At 71.3% G+C, this 22,436-nt stretch carries 18 protein-coding genes, 1 rRNA gene, 1 pseudogene and 1 riboswitch; of the genes and pseudogenes, 15 read left to right on the top strand and 5 right to left on the bottom strand.

Annotation, left to right across the window (positions count from 1 at the left end):
* The 11 genes and pseudogenes from rrf to ACIQPQ_RS31895 form a co-directional block, all read left to right on the top strand.
* Positions 1–95: ribosomal RNA gene (gene rrf / locus ACIQPQ_RS31945) — 5S ribosomal RNA — on the top strand; the annotation flags it as partial.
* A gap of 109 nt (positions 96–204) precedes the next feature.
* A complete protein-coding gene (locus ACIQPQ_RS31940; protein ID WP_383770763.1) occupies positions 205–813 on the top strand; it encodes a CDP-alcohol phosphatidyltransferase family protein in 609 nt (202 codons plus the stop codon).
* A 111-nt stretch (positions 814–924) separates the two neighbouring features.
* On the top strand, positions 925–3,420 hold the full coding sequence (locus tag ACIQPQ_RS31935; RefSeq protein ID WP_401310836.1) for a sugar phosphate nucleotidyltransferase: 2,496 nt from the start codon (positions 925–927) through the stop codon (positions 3,418–3,420).
* A gap of 207 nt (positions 3,421–3,627) precedes the next feature.
* A complete protein-coding gene (locus ACIQPQ_RS31930; RefSeq protein WP_383771257.1) occupies positions 3,628–4,470 on the top strand; it encodes a DUF881 domain-containing protein in 843 nt (280 codons plus the stop codon).
* A complete protein-coding gene (locus ACIQPQ_RS31925) occupies positions 4,467–4,799 on the top strand; it encodes a small basic family protein (RefSeq protein WP_003988855.1) in 333 nt (110 codons plus the stop codon). The genes ACIQPQ_RS31930 and ACIQPQ_RS31925 overlap by 4 nt, the downstream gene beginning before the upstream one ends.
* Before the next feature lie 5 nt (positions 4,800–4,804).
* On the top strand, positions 4,805–5,698 hold the full coding sequence (locus ACIQPQ_RS31920) for a DUF881 domain-containing protein (protein WP_401310833.1): 894 nt from the start codon (positions 4,805–4,807) through the stop codon (positions 5,696–5,698).
* Between the two features lie 82 nt (positions 5,699–5,780).
* Positions 5,781–6,665 carry an FHA domain-containing protein gene (locus ACIQPQ_RS31915; RefSeq protein WP_383771260.1) on the top strand — a complete coding sequence of 295 codons (885 nt, stop codon included), beginning with the start codon at positions 5,781–5,783 and terminating at the stop codon, positions 6,663–6,665.
* Between the two features lie 39 nt (positions 6,666–6,704).
* Positions 6,705–7,442, top strand: a complete 738-nt coding sequence (locus ACIQPQ_RS31910) for a MerR family transcriptional regulator (protein WP_401310830.1) — start codon at positions 6,705–6,707, stop codon at positions 7,440–7,442.
* Between the two features lie 95 nt (positions 7,443–7,537).
* Positions 7,538–8,011 carry a bifunctional nuclease family protein gene (locus tag ACIQPQ_RS31905; RefSeq protein WP_093771173.1) on the top strand — a complete coding sequence of 158 codons (474 nt, stop codon included), beginning with the start codon at positions 7,538–7,540 and terminating at the stop codon, positions 8,009–8,011.
* Positions 8,012–8,342: 331 nt separating this feature from the next.
* Positions 8,343–9,029, top strand: coding sequence for a MerR family transcriptional regulator (locus tag ACIQPQ_RS31900; RefSeq protein WP_383770776.1), 687 nt, complete (start codon positions 8,343–8,345; stop codon positions 9,027–9,029).
* A gap of 106 nt (positions 9,030–9,135) precedes the next feature.
* Positions 9,136–10,723: pseudogene (locus tag ACIQPQ_RS31895) on the top strand (DNA polymerase IV).
* On the opposite strand, the gene ACIQPQ_RS31890 reads toward ACIQPQ_RS31895, so the two are convergent.
* Positions 10,645–11,016, bottom strand: a complete 372-nt coding sequence (locus ACIQPQ_RS31890; protein ID WP_401310825.1) for a PRC-barrel domain-containing protein — start codon at positions 11,014–11,016, stop codon at positions 10,645–10,647. The pseudogene ACIQPQ_RS31895 and the gene ACIQPQ_RS31890 overlap by 79 nt on opposite strands.
* A gap of 115 nt (positions 11,017–11,131) precedes the next feature.
* Positions 11,132–11,227, top strand: a riboswitch (glycine riboswitch).
* 175 nt (positions 11,228–11,402) lie between these two features.
* On the opposite strand from ACIQPQ_RS31890, the gene gcvP reads away from it, so the two are divergent.
* On the top strand, positions 11,403–14,288 hold the full coding sequence (gcvP, locus tag ACIQPQ_RS31885; RefSeq protein WP_401310822.1) for an aminomethyl-transferring glycine dehydrogenase: 2,886 nt from the start codon (positions 11,403–11,405) through the stop codon (positions 14,286–14,288).
* 54 nt (positions 14,289–14,342) lie between these two features.
* Here the strand turns inward: gcvP and ACIQPQ_RS31880 are convergent, their stop codons facing one another.
* From ACIQPQ_RS31880 to ACIQPQ_RS31865, 4 genes are all read right to left on the bottom strand, one after another.
* The gene (locus tag ACIQPQ_RS31880; protein ID WP_401310819.1) at positions 14,343–14,801 is read right to left on the bottom strand and encodes a molybdopterin-binding protein; all 459 of its coding nucleotides are present in this window, start codon (positions 14,799–14,801) and stop codon (positions 14,343–14,345) included.
* Positions 14,802–14,896: 95 nt separating this feature from the next.
* A complete protein-coding gene (locus tag ACIQPQ_RS31875; protein WP_383770791.1) occupies positions 14,897–15,289 on the bottom strand; it encodes a molybdopterin-binding protein in 393 nt (130 codons plus the stop codon).
* 81 nt (positions 15,290–15,370) lie between these two features.
* Positions 15,371–15,910 (bottom strand): hypothetical protein, encoded by a 540-nt coding sequence (locus ACIQPQ_RS31870; RefSeq protein WP_401310816.1) that lies wholly within the window; start codon positions 15,908–15,910, stop codon positions 15,371–15,373.
* Between the two features lie 161 nt (positions 15,911–16,071).
* The gene (locus ACIQPQ_RS31865; protein ID WP_401310813.1) at positions 16,072–18,042 is read right to left on the bottom strand and encodes an amino acid transporter; all 1,971 of its coding nucleotides are present in this window, start codon (positions 18,040–18,042) and stop codon (positions 16,072–16,074) included.
* Positions 18,043–18,528: 486 nt separating this feature from the next.
* Here ACIQPQ_RS31865 and kdpF point away from each other — a divergent pair, with 486 nt between their 5' ends.
* Genes kdpF through kdpB form a run of 3 tightly spaced genes read left to right on the top strand, consistent with a single transcriptional unit; the run spans position 18,529 to position 22,435 of the window.
* A complete protein-coding gene (kdpF, locus tag ACIQPQ_RS31860) occupies positions 18,529–18,618 on the top strand; it encodes a K(+)-transporting ATPase subunit F (RefSeq protein ID WP_018566520.1) in 90 nt (29 codons plus the stop codon).
* Positions 18,619–18,626: 8 nt separating this feature from the next.
* Complete coding sequence (gene kdpA, locus ACIQPQ_RS31855) at positions 18,627–20,291, top strand: potassium-transporting ATPase subunit KdpA (protein ID WP_401310809.1); 1,665 nt, start codon at positions 18,627–18,629, stop codon at positions 20,289–20,291.
* Complete coding sequence (kdpB, locus tag ACIQPQ_RS31850) at positions 20,288–22,435, top strand: potassium-transporting ATPase subunit KdpB (RefSeq protein ID WP_401310806.1); 2,148 nt, start codon at positions 20,288–20,290, stop codon at positions 22,433–22,435. Before kdpA ends, kdpB begins: the two co-directional genes overlap by 4 nt.
* Position 22,436: the final 1 nt, after the last annotated feature.

Below are 22,436 nucleotides of genomic sequence, written 5' to 3'. Positions count from 1 at the left end.
AAACGCCCGGTTACATTCCGAACCCGGAAGCTAAGCCTTACAGCGCCGATGGTACTGCAGGGGGGACCCTGTGGGAGAGTAGGACGCCGCCGAACTCCTTTTACAGCTCTGGCTCTTGGGCACACCGCCCAAGAGCCAGAGCTTTTTTGCGTTGAGGTAGGGTCAGGGGGCATCGTTGGCTCATTTTCTACTGGAGGCCCCCGGGTGGAGGTCCAGGAGACCCGCGTTCAGACCGACCGGGTCCTCACCATCCCCAACATCCTCAGCATGGCGCGCCTCGCCGGCGTGCCCCTCTTCCTGTGGCTGATTCTCCGACCCGAGTTCGGAGGCCCGCAGAGCGACGGGTGGGCCCTGCTGGTGCTGGCCCTCAGCGGGATCAGCGACTACCTCGACGGGAAGCTCGCCCGGCGCTGGAACCAGATCAGCAACCTCGGCCGCCTCCTCGACCCCGCAGCCGACCGGCTCTACATTCTCTCGACATTGGTCGGACTGACCTGGCGCGAGATTCTCCCCCTCTGGTTGACGGCTGTACTTCTCGCCCGGGAACTGATGCTCCTGGTGATGGTCGGCATCCTCCGGCGCCACGGCTATCCGCCGCCCCAGGTGAACTTCCTCGGCAAGGCCGCCACGTTCAACCTCATGTACGCCTTCCCCCTTCTCCTCCTCAGTGACGGAAGCGGCTGGCTGGCGTCACTCGCAGCCATTTTCGGATGGGCGTTCGCAGGATGGGGTACAACCCTGTACTGGTGGGCAGGAGTGCTGTACGTGGTACAAGTCCGCCGCCTGGTCCGAGCGGACGCCACGTCCGACTGAGCTCGCCGATCGGCGGCCGGAACAGGCTCGATGGCCCGACGTGGAAAAGTGCGGGACAATCTGGACGGGTGAAGTCGGCTAGACCGTCTCTTCAAGGAGGACGCTTCCGACATGAAGGCCGTCGTGATGGCCGGAGGCGAAGGCACACGCCTTCGCCCGATGACCTCGAGCATGCCCAAGCCGCTCCTGCCGGTGGCCAACCGGCCGATCATGGAGCATGTCCTGCGGCTGCTCAAAAGGCATGGACTCAACGAGACCGTCGTGACCGTGCAGTTCCTGGCCTCGCTGGTCAAGAACTACTTCGGCGACGGTGAAGAGCTCGGTATGGAGCTCACCTATGCCAACGAGGAGAAGCCACTCGGTACCGCCGGAAGCGTCAAGAACGCCGAAGAGGCGTTGAAGGACGACGCCTTCCTCGTCATTTCCGGCGATGCCCTCACCGACTTCGACCTCACCGACCTGATCCGCTTCCACAAGGAAAAGGGCGCACTCGTCACCGTCTGTCTGACACGTGTACCCAACCCCCTCGAATTCGGCATCACCATCGTCGACGAAGAGGGCAAGGTCGAACGGTTCCTGGAGAAGCCCACCTGGGGACAGGTCTTCTCGGACACCGTCAACACCGGCATCTACGTCATGGAACCCGAGGTCTTCAACTACGTCGAAGCCGACGTGTCCGTCGACTGGTCCGGCGACGTCTTCCCCCAGCTGATGAAGGAAGGCAAGCCGATCTACGGCTATGTCGCCGAAGGCTACTGGGAGGACGTCGGCACCCACGAGAGCTACGTGAAGGCCCAGGCCGACATCCTGGAGGGCAAGGTCGACGTCGACCTCGACGGATTCGAGATCTCGCCCGGCGTCTGGGTCGCCGAAGGCGCCGAGGTCCACCCCGACGCCGTACTCCGCGGCCCCCTCTACATCGGCGACTACGCCAAGGTCGAAGCCGGGGCCGAGATCCGGGAACACACCGTCATCGGCTCCAACGTCGTCGTCAAGTCCGGCGCCTTCCTGCACAAGGCCGTCACGCACGACAACGTCTACGTCGGACAGCAGAGCAATCTCCGCGGCTGCGTCGTCGGCAAGAACACCGACATCATGCGGGCCGCCCGCATCGAGGACGGCGCCGTCATCGGAGACGAATGCCTGATCGGTGAAGAATCGATCGTGCAGGGCAACGTCCGGGTCTACCCCTTCAAGACCATCGAAGCCGGCGCCTTCGTCAACACCTCCGTGATCTGGGAGTCGCGCGGTCAGGCGCAGCTCTTCGGAGCCCGCGGGGTCAGCGGCATCCTGAACGTCGAGATCACCCCCGAACTCGCCGTCCGCCTCGCCGGTGCCTACGCCACGACCCTCAAGAAGGGGTCGACGGTCACCACGGCCCGCGACCACTCCCGCGGCGCCCGCGCGCTCAAGCGGGCGGTCATCTCCGCGCTCCAGGCCAGCGCCATCGACGTACGCGACCTGGAGAACGTACCGCTGCCCGTGGCGCGGCAGCAGACCGCTCGGGGGAGCGCCGGAGGGATCATGATCCGGACCTCGCCCGGGGTACCGGACTCCGTCGACATCATGTTCTTCGACGGGCGGGGCGCCGACCTGTCGCAGGGCAGCCAGCGGAAGCTGGACCGGGTCTACTCGCGCCAGGAGTACCGGCGCGCGTTCCCCGGCGAGATCGGGGACCTGCACTTCCCGGCCAGCGTGTTCGACTCGTACACCGGGTCGCTGCTGAGGAACGTGGACACCACCGGGATCGCGGAATCCGGACTGAAGGTCGTCGTCGACGCGTCGAACGGCAGTGCCGGTCTGGTGCTGCCGAGCCTCCTCGGCAAGCTCGGGGTGGACTCGCTGACCGTGAACCCCGGCCTCAACGAGGCCCGGCCCACCGAGACCGCCGACCAGCGGCGGTCCGGGCTGGTACGGCTCGGGGAGATCGTCGCGTCCTCGCGAGCCGCCTTCGGCGTGCGGTTCGACCCCGTCGGCGAGCGGCTCTCCCTCGTCGACGAGAAGGGCCGGATCATCGAGGACGACCGGGCCCTCCTCGTCCTGCTCGACCTGGTCGCCGCCGAGCGGCGCAGCGGGCGCGTCGCGCTGCCCGTGACCACCACCCGGATCGCCGAGCAGGTCGCCGCCTACCACGGCACCCAGGTGGAGTGGACGACGACGTCACCCGACGACCTCACCCGCGTCGGACGCGACGAGTCGACCATCTTCGGCGGCGACGGCAAGGGCGGCTTCATCGTCCCCGAGTTCAGCAGCGTGTTCGACGGCACGGCCGCCTTCGTACGGCTGATCGGGCTGGTGGCCCGGACGCAGCTCACGCTCAGCCAGATCGACGCGCGCATCCCGAAGGCGCACGTCCTCAAGCGGGACCTGGCGACCCCGTGGGCCGTCAAGGGCCTCGTGATGCGGCGGGTCGTCGAGGCCGCCGGGGACCGCTTCGTGGACACCACCGACGGAGTCCGCGTCGTCGAGACCGACGGCCGCTGGGTGATGGTCCTGCCGGACCCCGCCGAGGCCGTCACCCACCTGTGGGCCGAGGGCCCCGACGACGCCTCGGCGCAGGCCCTGCTCGACGAGTGGGCGGCCGTGGTCGACAGCGCCGGTGACTGACCGGGTCGCGCTCCCGCCTCGTCCGTAGGCGGCCCGCGGCTCTCGCGCACGCGCGCATGCCGGGCACGTACCCTCCGGGGAGCGTGTCCGGCACGCGCGCGTGGGGCCATTCGGAGGTAGCGGGCACGACGTGCGACGATGTGCGGCATGCCGCAGCAGCCCCCCGTTCGGAGCACACCCGCGCGCGTGTCGCGCCCGGACGCCTCCATGTCGCTGCTCACCAACGTCATGGACCACAGCCTGGACGAGGGCTACGCCGAGGCCGCCGCGCGCAGACGGGCCGCGGGCGCGGGCGGGGTGCCCAAGCCGCTGCGGGCCAAGCTGGGACTCGCGGCCGGGCTGGTGCTCGCGGCGCTCGTGGTGACCGTGGGCGCCGCCCAGGCGCGCGTCGCCGCGCCCGTCGTCGCCAAGGAGCGCGAGGAACTGATCGACCGCATCGACCAGGAGACCGACGCGGCCGACAAGCTCGAAGGCACCGTCGACAAGCTCCGCGAAGACGTCGGCGCCCGCCAGCGCGAGGCCCTGCGGGCCAGCGGCGGGGGCGGCCACTCCGACCTGACCGGCATGCTCGCCGGATCGGTGGCCGTCCACGGACCCGGCGTGAAGCTGGTCGTGGACGACGCCGAGGAGGCCTCCACGGGCGGCGACGGCGACCCCCGCGAGACCACCGGGTTTTCCGACACCGGGCGGGTCCGCGACCGCGACATGCAGCGCGTCGTGAACGGACTGTGGGCGTCGGGCGCCGAGGCCGTCTCCGTCAACGGACAGCGGCTGACCGCCCTGTCGGCGATCCGGGCCGCGGGCGACGCGATACTGGTCGACAACAAACCGCTGGTGCCGCCGTACACGGTGCTCGCGGTGGGGGACGGCAAGAACCTGAGCACCCGGTTCCAGGACAGCGCGGACGGGCTGTACCTGCACGCCCTCCAGGAGAACTTCGGCATCCGGACCGCCATCTCCGTGGAGAAGGACGTCCAGGTGCCCGCCGCACCGAGTGTGATCGTACGCACCGCACAGCCGAGCACCGAGAAGGGCAAGGGCACATCGTGATCGCCGTACTGGGCCTCGTCGTGGGCGTCGTGGCCGGACTGTTGGTCCGGCCCGAGGTTCCGGCGGTCGTCGAACCGTATCTGCCGATCGCCGTCGTGGCGGCGCTGGACGCCGTGTTCGGCGGGCTGCGCGCCATGCTGGACGGCATCTTCGACGACAAGGTCTTCGTGGTGTCGTTCCTGTCGAACGTGGTCGTGGCCGCGCTGATCGTGTTCCTCGGCGACAAGCTGGGCGTGGGCGCCCAGTTGTCGACCGGTGTCGTGGTCGTCCTCGGCATCCGGATCTTCTCCAACGCCGCGGCGATCCGCCGCCACGTCTTCCGGGCGTGACGCCGATGAACGACCACGACGAGCCGCGCCGCGACCAGCCGCACCCCGACGCGCCCCGCCGGGCCGGTACGGGGCACGAGGACGAGCCGACCGCCAGGCTGCGCAAGGAGCTGCCGCCCGAGGTCGCCGCGACCGCCCCCGAGGAACCGGCGCCGTCGGCCCCGGCCGGACCGGAGGTGACGGGGCGGCAGCGGCTCGCGCAGGGCCTCTGGCCGCCGCGCGTGAGCCGCGCCCAACTCATCGTCGCGCTGCTGCTGTTCGGTCTCGGTTTCGGGCTCGCCGTGCAGGTCGCGTCCACCAGCGACGACGGCAACGCCCTGCGCGGCGCGCGCCAGGAAGATCTTGTCCGCATCCTGGATGAACTCGACGACCGGAGTCAGCGTCTAGAAGACGAGAAGCAGGGCCTGGAGAAGCAGCGGGAGGAGCTGGAGAACAGCTCCGACCAGGCGGAGGAGGCCCGGAAGCAGACGGTCGAGAAGGAGAAGCAACTCGGCATCCTGGCGGGCACGGTGGCCGCCGAGGGGCCCGGTATCACCATGACGATCGAGGACACCAAGGGAACGGTCGAGCCCGACATGCTGCTCGACGCCGTCCAGGAACTGCGCGCGGCCGGCGCCGAGGCGATCCAGGTGAACGGCGTACGGGTCGTGGCCGGGACGTTCCTGACGGATTCGGGCAACGGCGTGGGCGTGGACGGGAACAAGATCAACGCCCCCTATCGTTTCAAGGTCATCGGCAAGCCGCAGGACCTCGAACCGGCGCTCAACATCCCTGGAGGCGTGGTGCAGACTCTGGAGAAGGAGCAGGCCACCGTGGTCGTCGAGCGATCCACCAAGATCGTCGTGGATGCCTTGCGGGCAGCGAAGCAGCCTGACTACGCTCGGTCGTCGTCCCGGTGAACCGACGGTGCATGGCGGCCGTCGGGCAGGGGCATGAGGTTGCGGGGGGTCGGCGCACCGATCGGGTGGTGCGTGGTGGAAACTGTCTGGCGGATACGGACGTTGTGAAGGTGTCCGGCTCGGCCGGTGTAATCAGTCAGGGTTCGTCCTGCCCCACGGGCGGGTCTGTTTCGGTCAAGGGGAATCGCCCGTGAAGTTGTTTGCGAAGTTGTTCGGCAAGAGCGCGCGAGAGAGCGGGGAGAACGCGACGGCCCGCCACCGCGCCCAGCCCGACGCGGAAGGCCAGCGACCGCTGTTCCGGGACCAGGTACCCGGTCCGGGCGGCGACATTTCCGGAGGCCAGGGCGGGGCGTCGGTTGACCCTGCGCAGCCCGGCGGCATAGGTTTCGGACAACCGTCAACCTCAAGTACGGGTGGAGGGTTTTCCCCTATGTCAGCCCTGGTGTGTACGAGGTGCGGTAACCGCAACGCGGAGAACAGCCGCTTCTGCTCCAACTGCGGCGCGCCGCTGAGGCCCGGTCTGACGCCGGAGCGCGCGTCGGAGACGACCTCCACGATCTCCATCTCCGGCCTGGAGGCCTACGACTCCGAGGTCACCGGCCAGACCCAGTTGCCGTCGCTCTCTCCCGAGGCGCAGGCCGCGGTCGACGCGCTGCCGCTGGGCTCCGCCCTGCTGGTGGTGCGCCGGGGTCCCAACTCGGGCAGCCGCTTCCTGCTGGACGGCGACCTGACGACGGCCGGCCGGCACCCGCAGAGCGACATCTTCCTGGACGACGTCACCGTCTCCCGGCGCCACGTGGAGTTCCGCCGCGCCCAGGACGGCTCGTTCACGGTCGCCGACGTCGGCAGCCTGAACGGCACGTACGTCAACCGGGAGCGGATCGACGAGGTCCCGCTGTCGAACGGCGACGAGGTGCAGATCGGCAAGTACCGGCTGGTCTTCTACGCGAGCCAGCGAGGCTACTGACCCCCCGGACCCGTCCGGGGGAACCCCGAGGGAAGGCCCATGCTGCGCACACCGAGGGGCGGTGCCGGACCCGGCACCGCCGCCCTGGACGGTGATCCGATGAGCATCGGCACGGTGCTCAACGTGCTGCGCGACGAGTTCCCCGAAGTGACCATCTCCAAGATCCGCTTCCTGGAGTCGGAGGGGCTCGTCGAGCCGCAGCGGACCCCGTCGGGGTACCGCAAGTTCAGCGCGCGGGACGTGGAGCGCCTGGGTCACGTCCTGCGGATGCAGCGCGACCACTATCTGCCGCTCAAGGTGATCCGGGAGCACCTGGACGCCATGGAGCGCGGCGAGGCGGCGCCCCTGCCCACGGTGGGCCGCCAGCGGGACGGCGAACCCGTCCCCGAACCCTCCGAGGCCCCGACCGCCGCCCGCATCGGCCGCGCCGAGCTGCTGGCCGCCGCCGGGATCGACGAGGACGAACTCCGCGAGTGGGAGTCGTACGGCCTCGTCGCCCCATTGGCGGAGGGGGTGTACGACGCCGAGGCGGCCACCGTCGTCGCGCTCGTCGCCGAGCTGGGCCGCTTCGGGATCGAGCCCCGGCATCTGCGGGTCATGAAGGCCGCGGCCGACCGGGAGGCGGGTCTCGTCGACCAGGTGGTGGCCCCGCTGAGACGGCACCGCAACCCCCAGACCAGGGCACACGCCGAGGCCCGCGCCAAGGAGCTGGCCGACCTCGCGGTGCGGCTGCACGCGGCGCTCGTGCGGTCCGCGCTGGGCGTCCGCCTGCCCTGAGAGGGACCTCCGGGGCAGCGGCGAGGGTCCCCGCTTCGGTCACCCGTTCCCAGCCCGACTACCCAAACGTCCCGAGCACGGCCTAGGGTTGCTGTGTGAACGAGCTCGATGTCGTAGGTGTCCGGGTCGAGATGCCCTCCAACCAACCGATCGTGCTGCTGCGTGAAGTGGGAGGCGACCGCTACCTCCCCATCTGGATCGGGCCCGGCGAGGCGACCGCGATCGCCTTCGCCCAGCAGGGCATGGCTCCGGCGCGGCCGCTGACCCACGACCTGTTCAAGGACGTGCTGGAGGCCGTCGGCCAGGAGCTCAGCGAAGTGCGCATCACCGACCTGCGCGAAGGGGTCTTCTACGCGGAGCTGGTCTTCGCCAGCGGGGTCGAGGTGAGCGCGCGCCCGTCCGACGCCATAGCGCTGGCGCTGCGCACGGGCACGCCCATCTACGGCAGCGACACGGTGCTGGACGACGCGGGGATCGCCATCCCGGACGAGCAGGAGGACGAGGTGGAGAAGTTCCGCGAGTTCCTCGACCAGATCTCGCCGGAGGACTTCGGCACCAGCAACCAGTAGAGCGGCCGTCAGGGCCTGGCCGTCAGGACTCCGGTGAACCGGAGCGTCGGCCACCGGTGGGCCAGGCACGGAGGGCCGCTGACAGGTCGGCAGCCCGGTCGGTGGCGGCGGTGCGAGGGACTTCGTGGGCCGCGTGCCGCGGCAATTGCCAGCGGCGTGTGAGAGCGTCCTGCGACCCTCACCGAGCGCATTCGGCTAGCCTTTCCCCGCAGTGGGGTGCGGGAAACCACTCCTTGGGTGATTATCACCCGGCGTGGCGAGTGTGGCGATCGTTGACGCACCCCTGGTGACTGCCTACCGTCGACAAGGCAGGTCAAGGACGGAGGTCGGCGTGAGAAGCAGCGGCGACGGTACGGCGGGGGGTGCCCCCGGACTCGGTGTCGGGGGAAGCGGTCCGTACGCATCCCCTGGCTCACGGCTGCGTGCGGGGGGTGCCTATCCCCAGCACAGCACCGCGGCCGAACCCGCTCCGCAGCGCCCGGCGTCCGCGCCGGACGCCGGCGGGGCGGCGGCGCCCGGCGCGTCCGAGGAGATCGGATACCGGGGTCCCACGGCCTGCGCGGCCGCCGGGATCACCTACCGCCAGTTGGACTACTGGGCGCGCACCGGGCTCGTCGAGCCGAGCGTGCGGCCCGCGTACGGGTCCGGAACCCAGCGCCTCTACAGCTTCCGGGACGTCGTCGTCCTGAAGATCGTCAAGCGGTTCCTCGACACCGGGGTGTCCCTCCAGAACATCCGCACCGCCGTGCAGCACCTGCGGGAGCGCGGGTTCAGCGATCTGGAGCGCATGACGCTGATGAGCGACGGCGCCACGGTCTACGAGTGCACCTCGCCGGACGAGGTCCACGCACTGCTCCAGGGCGGTCAGGGCATCTTCGGGATCGCCGTGGGCGTGGTCTGGCGGGACGTCGAGGGCGCCCTGTCCCAGCTGCACGGCGAGCGCGTCGACACCGGCGAGACACTCGTCGGGCCCAACCCGGCCGACGAACTCGCGCGCCGCCGCAACCGGGCGGTCTGACGCTCCTCCCGGCACTCCGGACCGTTCCGGAGCGTTCCGTCTCCCGCCCGGCGTGGTGCGTCGCCGTGTGACCGCGTTGTCAGTGGTGTGGTGCAGCATCGGAGATGTGAGAAACGCGCCCACCGTCCTGCATCTCGACATGGACGCCTTCTTCGCCCAGGCGGAGCAGGCGTCCAAGCCGAGTCTGCGCGGGAAGGCCGTCGTGGTGGGCGGCCTCGGGCCCCGCGGGGTGGTGGCGACCGCCTCCTACGAGGCGCGGGTCTTCGGAGTGCACTCGGCGATGCCGATGGCCCAGGCCCGCCGGCTGGCGCCGAACGCCGCCTACCTCGTGCCCCGCTTCGCGTTCTACCGCTCGATCAGCGAGCAGGTCATGGGCCTGCTGCGGGCCTTGTCGCCGCTGGTGGAGCCGCTCAGCCTGGACGAGGCGTTCGTGGACCTGGAAGCCGGTGGGGCGGCCTGGGACACCGAGTCGGCGCGGCTTACCGGCGTCCGGCTGCGCGCGGACATACGGCAGGTCACGGGGCTCACCGGGTCGGTGGGCCTCGCCGCCTCCAAGATGCTCGCCAAGATCGCCTCCGAGCAGGCCAAGCCGGACGGCCTGGTGCTGATCGACCCGGGCACCGAGCGGGGGCTGCTCGCCCCGATGCCGGTGCGCACCCTGCCCGGGGTCGGCCCCGCCACCGGCGACCACCTGCGCCGCGCGGGCATCACCACCGTCGACGACATGGCGGAGGCGGGCGAGGACGAGCTGGTCCGGCTGCTCGGCAAGGCCCACGGGCACGCCCTGTACGCGATGGCGCTGGCCCGCGACGACCGGCCCGTGGTGGCCGAGCGCGAGACCAAGTCGGTCTCCGTCGAGGACACCTACGACGTCGACATCCACGACCGGGTCCGGGTCGAGCTGGAGGTACGGCGGCTGGCGGACCGGTGCGTACGCAGACTGCGCGACGCCGGTCTGTCCGGCCGGACCATCGTGCTCAAGGTCCGGCGCTACGACTTCTCCACCCTCACCCGCTCCGAGACCCTGCGCGGGCCCACCGACGACCCCGCGGTGGTGCGGGAGGCGGCGCAGCGGCTGCTGGACTCCGTGGACACCACCGGCGGGGTCCGGCTGCTCGGCGTCGGGGTGAGCGGGCTCGCCGACTTCACGCAGGAGGACCTGTTCGCGCAGGCCGCCGAGGACCGCGGGGACGGCGGCGCGGAGGAGGCGCTGCCCGACCTGCCCGCCCCGGAGGAGGCGGTGCCGCCCGAGCACCGGTGGCGGCCCGGCCACGACGTACGCCATGCCGGACTGGGGCACGGGTGGGTGCAGGGCAGCGGCCTGGGGCGGGTCACCGTGCGGTTCGAGACGCCGCAGTCGGAGGTCGGGCGGGTGCGGACCTTCCGGGTCGACGATCCGGAACTGGCGGCGGCCGACCCGCTGCCGCTGGTGCGGCGAAGACCGGACGCCCAGGAGGGCGACCCGCCGCAGGCGCGGGCGCTGGACCCGGCGGAGACGGCGCGGGACGCCGCGGGGCCCGCCGCCCGGTCCGGTCAGGGCAGCGCGCACGGGGCGTGAGGCAGGCCCGCGGCTACAGGCGCGCGGGGAAGGAGCGGGCGTTCTGGTGGTCCGCGCTCAGCTGTCGTCCGTGCCCGCCAGCTTGCCGAAGTCGTGGTCCGGCAGCGCGGGAGGGGCGGATACGTCGAGGCCGTAGTGGTGGTAGAGCTGGAGTTCCTGCTCGGGGGAGAGGTGGCGGCCCACGCCGAAGTCCGGGGCGTCCTTGATCAGGGCCCGTTCGAACGGGATGCGGAGCGTGCCCTCGACGAGTTCGCTGGGCTCCAGCGGGACGAACGCGTCCCGGCTGAACAGGCCCGTGCGTATGGCCGCCCACTCCGGCACGCCGGTCGCGTCGTCGAGGTAGACCTCGTCGACGGTGCCGATCTTGGTGCCGTTGCGGTCGAACGCCTTGCGGCCGATCAGACTGCGCGGATCGATGTCGGTCTGCACGGAGCCCTCCCACTCGCTCGCCACTCACCTGTAAGCACTACAAAAGAGCACAATGGAGACCGCGGCCACTCGAAAGAGGCCCCGTTGACCTCGCTGGTAGTCTGGCAGCGGCTGCTGACCCCGTGCGGGAGAGTCCTCCGGACACCATCGGAGGCGCCGAAGGAGCAAATCCTCCCCGGAATCTCTCAGGCCCACGTACCGCACGGACGAGGTCACTCTGGAAAGCAGAGCGGTGGCGCAAGCCCCCGCTCTCACCGACGGTGAAAGCCGGGTGCCCGCGGGCGGCCGGTGAAACTCTCAGGTTGAGATGACAGAGGGGGAGGCCGTCCGGGTACCCGCGCCAGTGGTACCCCTCGAAGGTCGCGTCAGACCAGGAGGCCTCCGCAATGACCGCCCCTCGCACACCGCTCTCCGTACTCGAACAGGGCATCCCCTTCGAGCAGCGCCACATCGGGCCCGACCAGGAGGCGCGGGCCAAGATGCTCGCGCAGGTCGGATACGGCTCCCTGGACGAGCTGACCGCCGCCGCCGTCCCCGAGGTCATCAAGAACGCCGACGCGCTGGACCTGCCGGGCGCGCGCACCGAGGCCGAGGTGCTGGCCGAGCTGCGGTCCCTGGCCGACCGCAACCAGGTCCTGGCCCCCATGATCGGCCTCGGCTACCACGGGACCTTCACCCCGCCGGTGATCCTGCGGAACGTCATGGAGAACCCGGCCTGGTACACGGCGTACACGCCCTACCAGCCGGAGATCTCGCAGGGCCGCCTGGAGGCGCTGCTCAACTTCCAGACCATGGTCGCCGACCTCACCGGCCTGCCGACCTCCGGCGCCTCCCTGCTGGACGAGGGGACCGCCGCCGCCGAGGCGATGGCGCTGTCCCGGCGCATGGGCAAGAACAAGAAGGGCCTCTTCCTCGTCGACGCGGACGCCCTGCCGCAGACCGTCGCCGTGATCCGCACCCGCGCCGAACCGACCGGCGTCGAGGTCGTCGTCGCCGACCTCACCGACGGCATCCCCGCCGACCTCGCCGCCCGCGAGATCAACGGCGTCCTGATCCAGTACCCCGGCGCCTCCGGGGCCGTCCGCGACATCAAGGCCGTCGTGGAGCAGGCGCACGGGCTGGGCGCGCTGGTCACCGTCGCCGCCGACCTGCTCGCGCTGACGCTGCTCACCTCGCCCGGCGAGCTGGGCGCGGACATCGCGGTGGGCACCACCCAGCGGTTCGGCGTGCCCATGGGCTTCGGCGGGCCGCACGCCGGATACATGGCCGTCCACGAGAAGTTCGCCCGCAGCCTCCCCGGCCGCCTCGTCGGCGTCTCCGTCGACGCCGACGGCAACCGCGCCTACCGGCTCGCGCTCCAGACGCGGGAGCAGCACATCCGCCGGGAGAAGGCCACCAGCAACATCTGTACCGCGCAGGTCCTCCTCGCCGTCATGGCGGGCATGTACGCCGTCTACCACGGGCCCGACGGGCTGCGCGCGATCGCCCGCCGCACCCACCGCTACGCCGCGATCCTCGCCGCCGGGCTCACCGCGGGCGGCGTCGAGGTCGTGCACGGCGCCTACTTCGACACGCTGACCCTGCGGGTGCCCGGCCGGGCCGACGAGGTCGTCGCCGCGGCCCGCGACCACGGCGTCAACCTGTACCGCGTGGACGCCGACCACGTCTCCGTCGCCTGCGACGAGACCACCGGACGCGACCAGCTCACGGCCGTCTGGAACGCCTTCGGCGTCGAGGGTGACATCGAGGCGCTCGACGCCGCGACCGCCGACGCGCTGCCCGCCGCGCTGCTGCGCTCCGACGAGGTCCTCACCCACCCCGTCTTCCACCAGCACCGCTCCGAGACGGCCATGCTGCGCTACCTGCGCCGCCTCGCCGACCGGGACTACGCGCTCGACCGCGGCATGATCCCGCTCGGCTCCTGCACCATGAAGCTCAACGCGACCACCGAGATGGAGCCGGTCACCTGGCCCGAGTTCGGTCAGCTGCACCCCTTCGCGCCCGCCGAGCAGGCCGAGGGCTACCTCACGCTCATCCACGAGCTGGAGGACCGGCTCGCCGAGGTCACCGGCTACGACAAGGTCTCCCTCCAGCCGAACGCCGGCTCCCAGGGCGAGTTCGCCGGACTGCTCGCGGTCCGCGGCTACCACCGCGCCAACGGCGACGAGCAGCGCACCGTCTGCCTCATCCCGTCCTCCGCGCACGGCACCAACGCGGCCAGCGCCGTGATGGCCGGGATGAAGGTCGTCGTCGTGAAGACCGCCGAGGACGGCGAGATCGACGTGGACGACCTGCGGGCGAAGATCGAGCAGCACCGCGACGAGCTGGCCGTGCTGATGATCACCTACCCGTCGACGCACGGCGTGTTCGAGGAGCACGTCGCCGACATCTGCGCCCAGGTCCACGAGGCGGGCGGCCAGGTCTACGTCGACGGCGCCAACCTCAACGCCCTGGTCGGGCTCGCCAAGCCGGGCCACTTCGGCGGCGACGTCTCCCACCTGAACCTGCACAAGACGTTCTGCATCCCGCACGGCGGCGGCGGTCCCGGCGTCGGCCCGGTGGCCGTCCGTTCGCACCTCGCGCCGTACCTGCCCAACCACCCGCTCCAGCCGTCCGCCGGACCGGAGACCGGCGTGGGCCCGATCTCGGCCGCGCCGTGGGGGTCCGCGGGCATCCTGCCGATCTCCTGGTCGTACGTGCGCCTCATGGGCGGCGAGGGCCTGAAGCGCGCCACGCAGGTGGCCGTGCTCTCCGCCAACTACGTCGCCAAGCGGCTGGAGCCGCACTACCCCGTGCTCTACACCGGCCCCGGCGGGCTCGTCGCGCACGAGTGCATCATCGACCTGCGGCCGCTCACCAAGGCGACCGGCGTCACCGTGGACGACGTGGCGAAGCGCCTCATCGACTACGGCTTCCACGCGCCGACCATGTCGTTCCCGGTGGCGGGCACGCTGATGATCGAGCCGACCGAGTCCGAGGACCTGGCCGAGCTGGACCGTTTCTGCGAGGCGATGATCGCCATCCGTGCCGAGATCGAGAAGGTCGGCTCGGGCGTCTGGCCCGCCGAGGACAACCCGCTCGCCCGCGCCCCGCACACCGCCGCCGCGCTCGGCGGGGAGTGGGAGCACGCGTACACCCGCGAGGAGGCCGTGTTCCCGGCCGGGGTGTCCGCCGCCGAGAAGTACTGGCCGCCGGTCCGCCGGATCGACCAGGCGTTCGGCGACCGCAACCTGGTCTGCTCCTGCCCGCCGCTGGACGCGTACGAGGACTGATCGCCGTGCGCCGAGGGGGCCCCTGTCCGGGAAGGGCGGGGGCCCCTCGCCGTGTCAGGGGGTCGCGACCGAGACCTCGGTGGACTTGATCAGCGCGACGACCGCGGAGCCGGGGGCGAGACCGAGGTCGGTGACCGCCTCCCGGGTGATCACGGAGGTCAGCTCGCCGCCCCCGGCGGTCAGCTTCACCGAGGCCATCGCACCGCCGGTGGTCACGGCCGTGACGGTGCCGGGGAGCCGGTTGCGGATCGAGAGGCCCTTGACCGGGCCGGTGGCGAGGGCGACCTCCGTCGACTTCACCAGCGCGTGCACGGCGCTGCCCTCGGCGAGGGCGAGGTCGGTGACCGCCTCGCGGGTGATCGCGGCGGTCAGGGTCTCGCCGGAGGTGAGCCTGACGGTGACGACCGCCATCACCTCACCCGGTACGACGGCCGTGACGGTGCCGGGGAGGCGGTTGCGGATGGACAGGGTGGACGCGGCGTGTTCCGGGGTGCCGGGGGTGCTCGGGGTCATGGGCACTCACCGTAGAGCTTGCCGGGTGTTATGACCGTTATGTGCGGTCCGCTGGGTGCTCGTGCCGGTTCCGGTGGTGCCCGTGTCTCCGGCGGTCAGGTGCGGTCGATGTGGACGTTCGTCGCCTTGACGCGGGCGGTGGCCTCCATGCCGACCTCCAGGCCGAGTTCCTCCACCGCCTCGCGGGTGAGGAGCGAGACGAGGCGGTGCGGGCCCGCCTGGATCTCGACCTGGGCGGCCACGTCACCGAGCTTGATCGCGGTGACGATGCCGGGGAACGCGTTGCGGACCGAGGTGGTGGCGGGCTCGTCGCCCGCGGGGGTCCCGGCCAGCTCCACGGAGAACGCGGCGAGGTCGGTGCCGTGGATCAGACGTCGTCCGGTGTCGTCGCGGTGGGTCGCGACCCGGCCCGCGTCCGCCCAGCGGCGGGCGGTGTCGGGGCTCACGCCGAGCAGGCGCGCCGCCTGGCCGATGGTGTAGGACTGCATGCCGATCACGATAGGCGCAGGCGGGGACTCGGGGAGACGGGGGAGGTACCGCCTGGGCGGGGGTGAGGCCGGTGGGCCGGGTCAGGGGTGCCGGGGCGGGTCCGTCAGGTCGCGGAGGATCGTGTCGTCGATCTCGTGGCGGAGCCGTTCCAGTACGGCCGTGCCCTCGGTGAGGGTGCCCCGTGCCTGGGAGCGGCGGGCGCCGGTGTCCAGCTCGTGCCAGAGCAGGGGGTTGCCGACCAGGGCGCGGGGGTCGAGTTCCAGGCGGTGTCCGTCGGTGTCGCGCAGGACCACGTGGGCGGAGACACCGGGGTACTGGTGCACGGACCGCAGCGCGTCGGTGCGGACCACGCGCCGCCGGAGCGGGCCGCGTGCCGTGAGCAGGCCGTGGGCGACGGTGAGCCGGGGCGGCAGGAGGACGAGGAACAGCGCGGCGGACAGGGCCGTCCACAGCAGTCCGCGCGGGAGGGTGAGTGTGCGGGCGTCCCAGTCGATCAGGAAGGTGAGCGCGCCGAAGCCGAGCGCGCAGCCGGTCGCGAGGCGGGCCTCGGAGCGCCGGTGCCGGTCGGTGGGGCGGCGCTGCCGGTGGGCGACCGGTCGCGTGGGTGCCAAGGGGGACATGCTTCGACCGTAGGCCGCCCGCCCGGCGCCGGAAGGGCCGTTGACGGGCCTCTGACGCCGGGCGGGGCCGGGTTGACGGGGTTCTTACGGCGACACGGTGGGGCGGCGCTCCCGTGAGTGAGCCCGTGTCAGCGCGGCAGCCCAGGCGGCCCGTCGGCCCGTCAGCCGGTGTGGACGCGGGGGCGGCGGGCGCGGTCCGGTTCGGCCTTGCGGAGGACCTCGCGGGTGACCGGGGCGACCTCGCCGTGGCCGAACAGGAAGAAGCGCAGGAAATTGGCGAAGGGGTTGCCCTCGGTCCACTCGAAGTAGATGTGCGGGATGCAGTGGGTGGAGTCCCGGATGTGCAGCAGGAGCGCGGCGAGGGCGTTGGGGACCGAGGAGGACTCCAGGGTCAGGACGCGGTAGCGGCCGTGCAGGACCTCCCCGCGCACCGTCAGACCCGCCTCGAACTCGGACGGGTCGAGGACCGTGACCTCCACGAAGACGAAGTCCTCCTGGCCGGGGATGTCGTTGTCCTGCCGGATCTGCTCGATCTTGGCGCGGTACTCGGCCAGGTCGCGGGCGTCGGGCTGGTTGGCGATGAGCCGGATCTTGCGGCTGGCCATGTCCCGGACGAACCGCTGCGCCAACGGGTCCAGCGTCACGCTCGTCACGCGCAGTTCGAAGGCGCGGGCCAGCCGGGAGAGGAACGACACGAGCATGATGCCCGCGATGAAGCAGGCGCCGATCTTGACGCCCTCGGGGCGTTCGACGACGTTGACGACCGTCGTGTAGAGGAACACCACCGAGATGACGGCGAACCCGGCCCGCCGGCGCCGTTGCCCCGCCTTGTGGGCGGCGATGGTCACGGCGATCGCGGCGGAGCTGATCAGCACCAGCACGCCGGTCGCGTAGGCGCCGCCCTGGGCGTCGACGTCGGCGTCGAAGATCCAGGTGACCAGGAACGCGATCAGCGTGAAGACGATGACCATCGGCCGGACCGCGCGGGCCCAGTGCGGGGCCATGCCGTAGCGGGGCAGGTAGCGCGGCATCAGGTTGAGCAGGCCCGCCATCGCGGAGGCGCCCGCGAACCACAGGATGGCGATGGTGGAGACGTCGTAGACCGTGCCGAAGGCGTTGCCGAGGTACTCGTGCGCCAGGTAGGCCAGGGCGCGGCCGTTGGCCGCGCCGCCGGGCTCGAACTCCTTCTCCGGGATGAGCAGGGTGGTGATGAAACTGGTGGTGATCAGGAAGCAGCTCATGATCAGGGCGGCCGTGGTGAGCAGCTTCTTCGTGTCCCGGATGCGGCCCGCGGGGCGGTCCTCGGTGTCGCCGGGGTCGCCCTTGACGTGCGGCATGACGGCCACGCCGGTCTCGAAGCCGGAGAGGCCGAGCGCGAGCTTCGGGAAGACGATCAGGGCCACGCCGACCATCGCGAGGACGTTGCCGTGCTCGGCGGTCAGCGCGGTCGTCCAGTCGGTGACGACGTGCCCCTCGGTCGCCACGTGCGCCAGGCCCGTCACCACGACGACGGCGTTCAGCGCGAGGTACACCCCGACCAGGACGACCGCGATGCCCACGGCCTCCTGGAAGCCCTTGAGGAACACCGCGCCGAGCAGCGCCACCAGGATCAGCGTGATCAGGACCTGGCGGTCCTCCAGCGCGCCGGTGAGGTGGGGGTTCTCGATGAGGTGGGTGGAGGCGTCCGCCGCGGACAGGGTGATGGTGATCAGGAAGTCGGTGGCGGCGAAGCCGAGCAGGGTGAGGACGAACAGCTTGCCCTGCCAGAACGACAGCAGCCGCTCCAGCATGCCGATCGAACCCGCGCCGTGCGGGCTCTCCTCGGCGACCCGGCGGTAGACCGGCAGCGCCCCGGCCAGGGTGACGACCACCAGGACGACGGTGGCGAGCGGGGACAGCAGACCGGCGGCGAGGGCGGCGATGCCGGGCTGGTAGCCGAGGGTGGAGAAGTAGTCGACGCCGGTCAGGCACATCACGCGGTACCAGCGGCGGCCCCGGTCGGGCGGCTGCGGCGCGGCGTGCGGGCCCTCGATGCCGCCGGGCCGGCCCATGTCGGAGGCGCCCTCCAGCATCCAGGTGCGCAGGCGGCTCGGCGGTGGCGGTGGCTGCGGTGGCGGCTGGGTGAGGGCCATCGACGTGCTCCTGAGGCTCCTGGGGACGCGCCCCGCGCGTGGGGGACGGGGTGGCCGCGGCGGGGTCCCGGCCGTCCCGAGGGCGACGGGCCCAGCGTATGCGGGGCGTGCGCCGCGGGCCCCGGTCCGGGCGGGCCGGGGGCGTCAGGGTTGCGTCAAGACCGGCGCGGCGGCCTGCGAGGACACCCCTGAGCAGGTGGGGGAGCGGGATTGCGCCGTACGGGCCCCTCGGCGGCGCGGGGGGCCTCGCGGCGTATGGGAGCCGTCAAGGGCGGGCGGGGCGGCGTCAGGGAGTCGTCAACAGCGGTCGAATCCGGTCAGGAGGGCTGTTTCCTCGAAGCCGTCCGGTCCGGCCGAAACCGACCGGACGACCGACCCGAACCGACCTCTACTCCAGGAGCTCACGATGGCCGACCTGGCCTTCGTCGTCACCACGATCGCGGCTCTCGCGCTGGTGGCCCTCGTCGCCAAGGGGGTGACGAAGCTGTGACCGCCGAGAACGTCGTCGGCCTGATCGTGGCCGTCGCCCTGCTGGGCTATCTCGTCCTCGCCCTGATCTTCCCGGAGAGGTTCTGAGCACCGACATGGGTCCCGTACTCGCGGGCGTACTGCAACTGCTCGCCCTGATCGGCGCGCTGGCACTCGCCTACGTCCCCCTCGGCACGTACATGGCCAAGGTCTACTCCTCCGACCGGCACTGGCGGGTCGAGCGGTGGATCTACAAAGGCATCGGCGCCGACCCCGACACCCGGATGGGCTGGACCGCGTATCTGCGCGGCGTCCTCGCCTTCTCCGGGGCCGGCATCCTCTTCCTCTACCTCCTCCAGCGCCTCCAGGGCGTCCTGCCGCTGTCGCTGGGCTTCCGGTCGATCGACCCGGACCAGGCCTTCAACACGGCCGTCTCCTTCGTCACCAACACCAACTGGCAGTCCTACTACGGCGAGCAGGCCATGGGCCACGTCGTGCAGACCGCCGGGCTCGCCGTGCAGAACTTCGTCTCCGCGGCCGTCGGCATCGCCGTGGCCGTGGCCCTGGTGCGGGGCTTCGCCCGCGCGCGCACCGGCGAGCTGGGCAACTTCTGGGCCGACCTGGTGCGCGGAGTGGTCCGGCTGCTGGTGCCGCTGGCCGTCGTCGGCGCCGTCGTCCTGGTCGCCTGCGGAGTGATCCAGAACTTCTCCGGCATCCACGAGGTCGGCCAGTTCACGGGCGGCACCCAGCAGTGGAACGGCGGCGCGGTCGCCTCCCAGGAGGTCATCAAGGAGCTGGGCACCAACGGCGGCGGCTACTTCAACGCCAACTCCGCCCACCCCTTCGAGAACCCGACGCCCTTCACCAACCTCTTCGAGATCTTCCTCCTGCTGGTGATCCCGTTCGCGCTGACCCGGACCTTCGGCCTGATGGTCGGCTCGGTACGGCAGGGCTACGCCATCCTCGCCACCATGGCGACCATCTGGCTCGGCTTCGTCGCCCTGATGATGTGGACCGAGTTCGCCCACCACGGCACCGCCCTCCAGATCGCGGGCGGCGCCACCGAGGGCAAGGAGGTCCGCTTCGGCGTCGGCGCCTCGTCGATCTTCGCGGTGTCGACCACGCTCACCTCCACCGGCGCGGTGGACTCCTTCCACTCCTCCTTCACCGGCCTCGGCGGCGGCATCACCATGCTCGGCATGATGCTGGGCGAGATCGCCCCCGGCGGCACCGGCTCCGGCCTCTACGGCATGCTCATCATGGCCGTCATCGCGGTGTTCATCGCCGGTCTGATGGTCGGCCGCACCCCCGAGTACCTGGGCAAGAAGATCGGCACCCGCGAGATCAAGCTCGCCGCCTGCTACATCCTCGTCACCCCGGCGCTCGTCCTGGTCTTCACGGCGGCGGCCATGGCACTGCCCACACCGGGCCACTCGATGACCAACTCCGGCGCGCACGGCTTCTCCGAGATCCTCTACGCCTACACGTCCGCCGCCAACAACAACGGCTCCGCCTTCGCCGGGCTCAACGCGGACACCCAGTGGTTCAACAGCACCCTCGGCCTGGCCATGCTGCTCGGCCGGTTCCTGCCGATGGTGTTCGTGCTGGCGCTCGCCGGTTCGCTCGCCGGACAGCGGCCCGTCCCCGCCACCGCCGGCACCCTGCGCACCGAGAAACCCCTGTTCACGGGGTTGCTGGTGGGCGCGATCCTGATCATCACCGGTCTCACCTACTTCCCGGCCCTCGCGCTCGGGCCGCTCGCCGAGGGGCTGGCGGCATGAGCGCCGACGTAACGAAGCACGAGGACGCGATGTCCATGTCGTCCATGCCGCCCGTCCCGACCGACGCCCCGGCGCGCGCGCCGCACCCCGGCGGGACCGCCGGGCACCCCGCGCCCTCCGGGCGGGTGGGGGCCGGGCTGTTCGAGCCGCGGCAGCTGCTGCGGTCGCTGCCGGAGGCCTTCCGCAAGCTCGACCCGCGGGTGATGGTGAAGTCGCCCGTCATGTTCGTGGTGTGGGTCGGCTCGCTGCTGACCACCGTCTTCTCCTTCACCGACCCCGGCGACTGGTTCGGCTGGACCATCAGCGCCTGGCTCTGGCTGACCGTGCTCTTCGCCAACCTGGCCGAGGCGGTCGCCGAGGGCCGCGGCAAGGCGCAGGCCGACACCCTCCGCCGGGCCAAGACCGACACCGTGGCGCGCCGCGCCGACGGGACCACGGTGCCCGGCACCGAGCTGATGATCGGCGACCTCGTCGTCTGCGAGGCGGGCGACGTCATACCCGGCGACGGCGACGTCGTCGAAGGCGTCGCCTCCGTCGACGAGTCCGCCATCACCGGCGAGTCGGCGCCCGTGATCCGCGAGTCCGGCGGCGACCGCAGCGCCGTCACCGGCGGCACCCGCGTCCTCTCCGACCGGGTCGTCATCCGGATCACCACCCGGCCCGGCGAGACCTTCATCGACCGCATGATCAACCTGGTCGAGGGCGCCTCCCGGCAGAAGACGCCCAACGAGACCGCGCTGAACATCCTGCTCGCCTCGCTGACCATCGTCTTCCTCCTCGCCTGCGCCACCCTGCCGCCGCTCGCCGACTACGCGGGCACCCACCTCACACTCGTCGTCCTCGTGGCGCTGCTGGTCTGCCTCATCCCGACCACCATCGGCGCGCTGCTCTCCGCGATCGGTATCGCCGGCATGGACCGGCTGGTGCAGCGCAACGTGCTCGCCATGTCGGGCCGCGCGGTGGAGGCCGCCGGTGACGTCTCCACCCTCCTCCTCGACAAGACGGGCACCATCACCCTCGGCAACCGGCAGGCCGCCGAGTTCGTGCCGGTGCGCGGGACGACGGAGGCCGAACTCGCCGACGCCGCGCAGTTGTCGTCGCTGGCCGACGAGACGCCCGAGGGCCGCTCCATCGTCGTCCTCGCCAAGGAGCGGTACGGCCTGCGCGAGCGGCACGAGGGCGAACTGGCCGGCGCCGAGTGGATCGCGTTCACCGCGCAGACCCGCATGTCCGGCGTGGACCTCGGCGGGCGTACGGTCCGCAAGGGCGCCGCCGGTTCGGTGCTGGCCTGGGTCCGTGAGCGCGGCGGGAGCGTCGCCGCGGACGCGGGCGAGCTGACCGACCGGATCTCCGCGGCGGGCGGCACCCCGCTGCTGGTCGCCGTCGAGGACGGGCGCGGCGCCCGCGTGCTGGGCGTCGTCCACCTCAAGGACGTCGTCAAGGAGGGCATGCGCGAGCGGTTCGACGAACTGCGCCGCATGGGCATCCGCACCGTCATGATCACCGGGGACAACCCGCTGACCGCGCGGGCGATCGCCGAGGAGGCGGGCGTCGACGACTTCCTCGCGGAGGCCACCCCCGAGGACAAGATGGCCCTCATCAAGCGCGAGCAGGCGGGCGGCAAGCTCGTCGCGATGACCGGCGACGGCACCAACGACGCGCCCGCGCTGGCCCAGGCGGACGTCGGGGTCGCGATGAACACGGGCACGTCGGCCGCCAAGGAGGCCGGCAACATGGTCGACCTCGACTCCAACCCCACCAAGCTCATCGAGATCGTCGAGATCGGCAAGCAACTGCTCATCACACGGGGCGCGTTGACCACGTTCTCCATCGCCAACGACGTCGCGAAGTACTTCGCGATCATCCCGGCGCTCTTCGCGGCCGTCTATCCGGGCCTCGACAGACTCAACATCATGGGCCTGTCGTCGCCGGACTCCGCGATCCTCTCCGCGGTGATCTTCAACGCGCTGATCATCGTGGCGCTGGTGCCGCTCTCCCTGCGGGGCGTGCGCTACCGGCCCGTCAGCGCCGACCGGCTGCTGCGGCGCAACCTCGGGATCTACGGTCTCGGCGGGCTCGTCGCGCCCTTCGTCGGGATCAAGCTCATCGACCTGCTCCTGTCCCTCATCCCCGGAATCGGCTGAT

The organism is Streptomyces sp. NPDC091281 (genome assembly GCF_044757425.1).
GTDB lineage: Bacteria > Actinomycetota > Actinomycetes > Streptomycetales > Streptomycetaceae > Streptomyces.
Note: the sequence above shows the minus strand (reverse complement) of the source record. Positions and strands in the feature narration are given on the sequence as shown.

Coding starts and splice junctions, on each gene's coding strand:
- ACIQPQ_RS31935 (WP_401310836.1), top strand. CDS start 925: ATGAAGGCCGTCGTGATGGCCGGAGGCGAAGGCACACGCCTTCGCCCG.
- ACIQPQ_RS31930 (WP_383771257.1), top strand. CDS start 3,628: ATGTCGCTGCTCACCAACGTCATGGACCACAGCCTGGACGAGGGCTAC.
- ACIQPQ_RS31920 (WP_401310833.1), top strand. CDS start 4,805: ATGAACGACCACGACGAGCCGCGCCGCGACCAGCCGCACCCCGACGCG.
- ACIQPQ_RS31910 (WP_401310830.1), top strand. CDS start 6,705: ATGCTGCGCACACCGAGGGGCGGTGCCGGACCCGGCACCGCCGCCCTG.
- gcvP (WP_401310822.1), top strand. CDS start 11,403: ATGACCGCCCCTCGCACACCGCTCTCCGTACTCGAACAGGGCATCCCC.
- ACIQPQ_RS31880 (WP_401310819.1), bottom strand. CDS start 14,801: ATGACCCCGAGCACCCCCGGCACCCCGGAACACGCCGCGTCCACCCTG.
- ACIQPQ_RS31875 (WP_383770791.1), bottom strand. CDS start 15,289: ATGCAGTCCTACACCATCGGCCAGGCGGCGCGCCTGCTCGGCGTGAGC.
- ACIQPQ_RS31870 (WP_401310816.1), bottom strand. CDS start 15,910: ATGTCCCCCTTGGCACCCACGCGACCGGTCGCCCACCGGCAGCGCCGC.
- ACIQPQ_RS31865 (WP_401310813.1), bottom strand. CDS start 18,042: ATGGCCCTCACCCAGCCGCCACCGCAGCCACCGCCACCGCCGAGCCGC.
- kdpA (WP_401310809.1), top strand. CDS start 18,627: ATGGGTCCCGTACTCGCGGGCGTACTGCAACTGCTCGCCCTGATCGGC.
- kdpB (WP_401310806.1), top strand. CDS start 20,288: ATGAGCGCCGACGTAACGAAGCACGAGGACGCGATGTCCATGTCGTCC.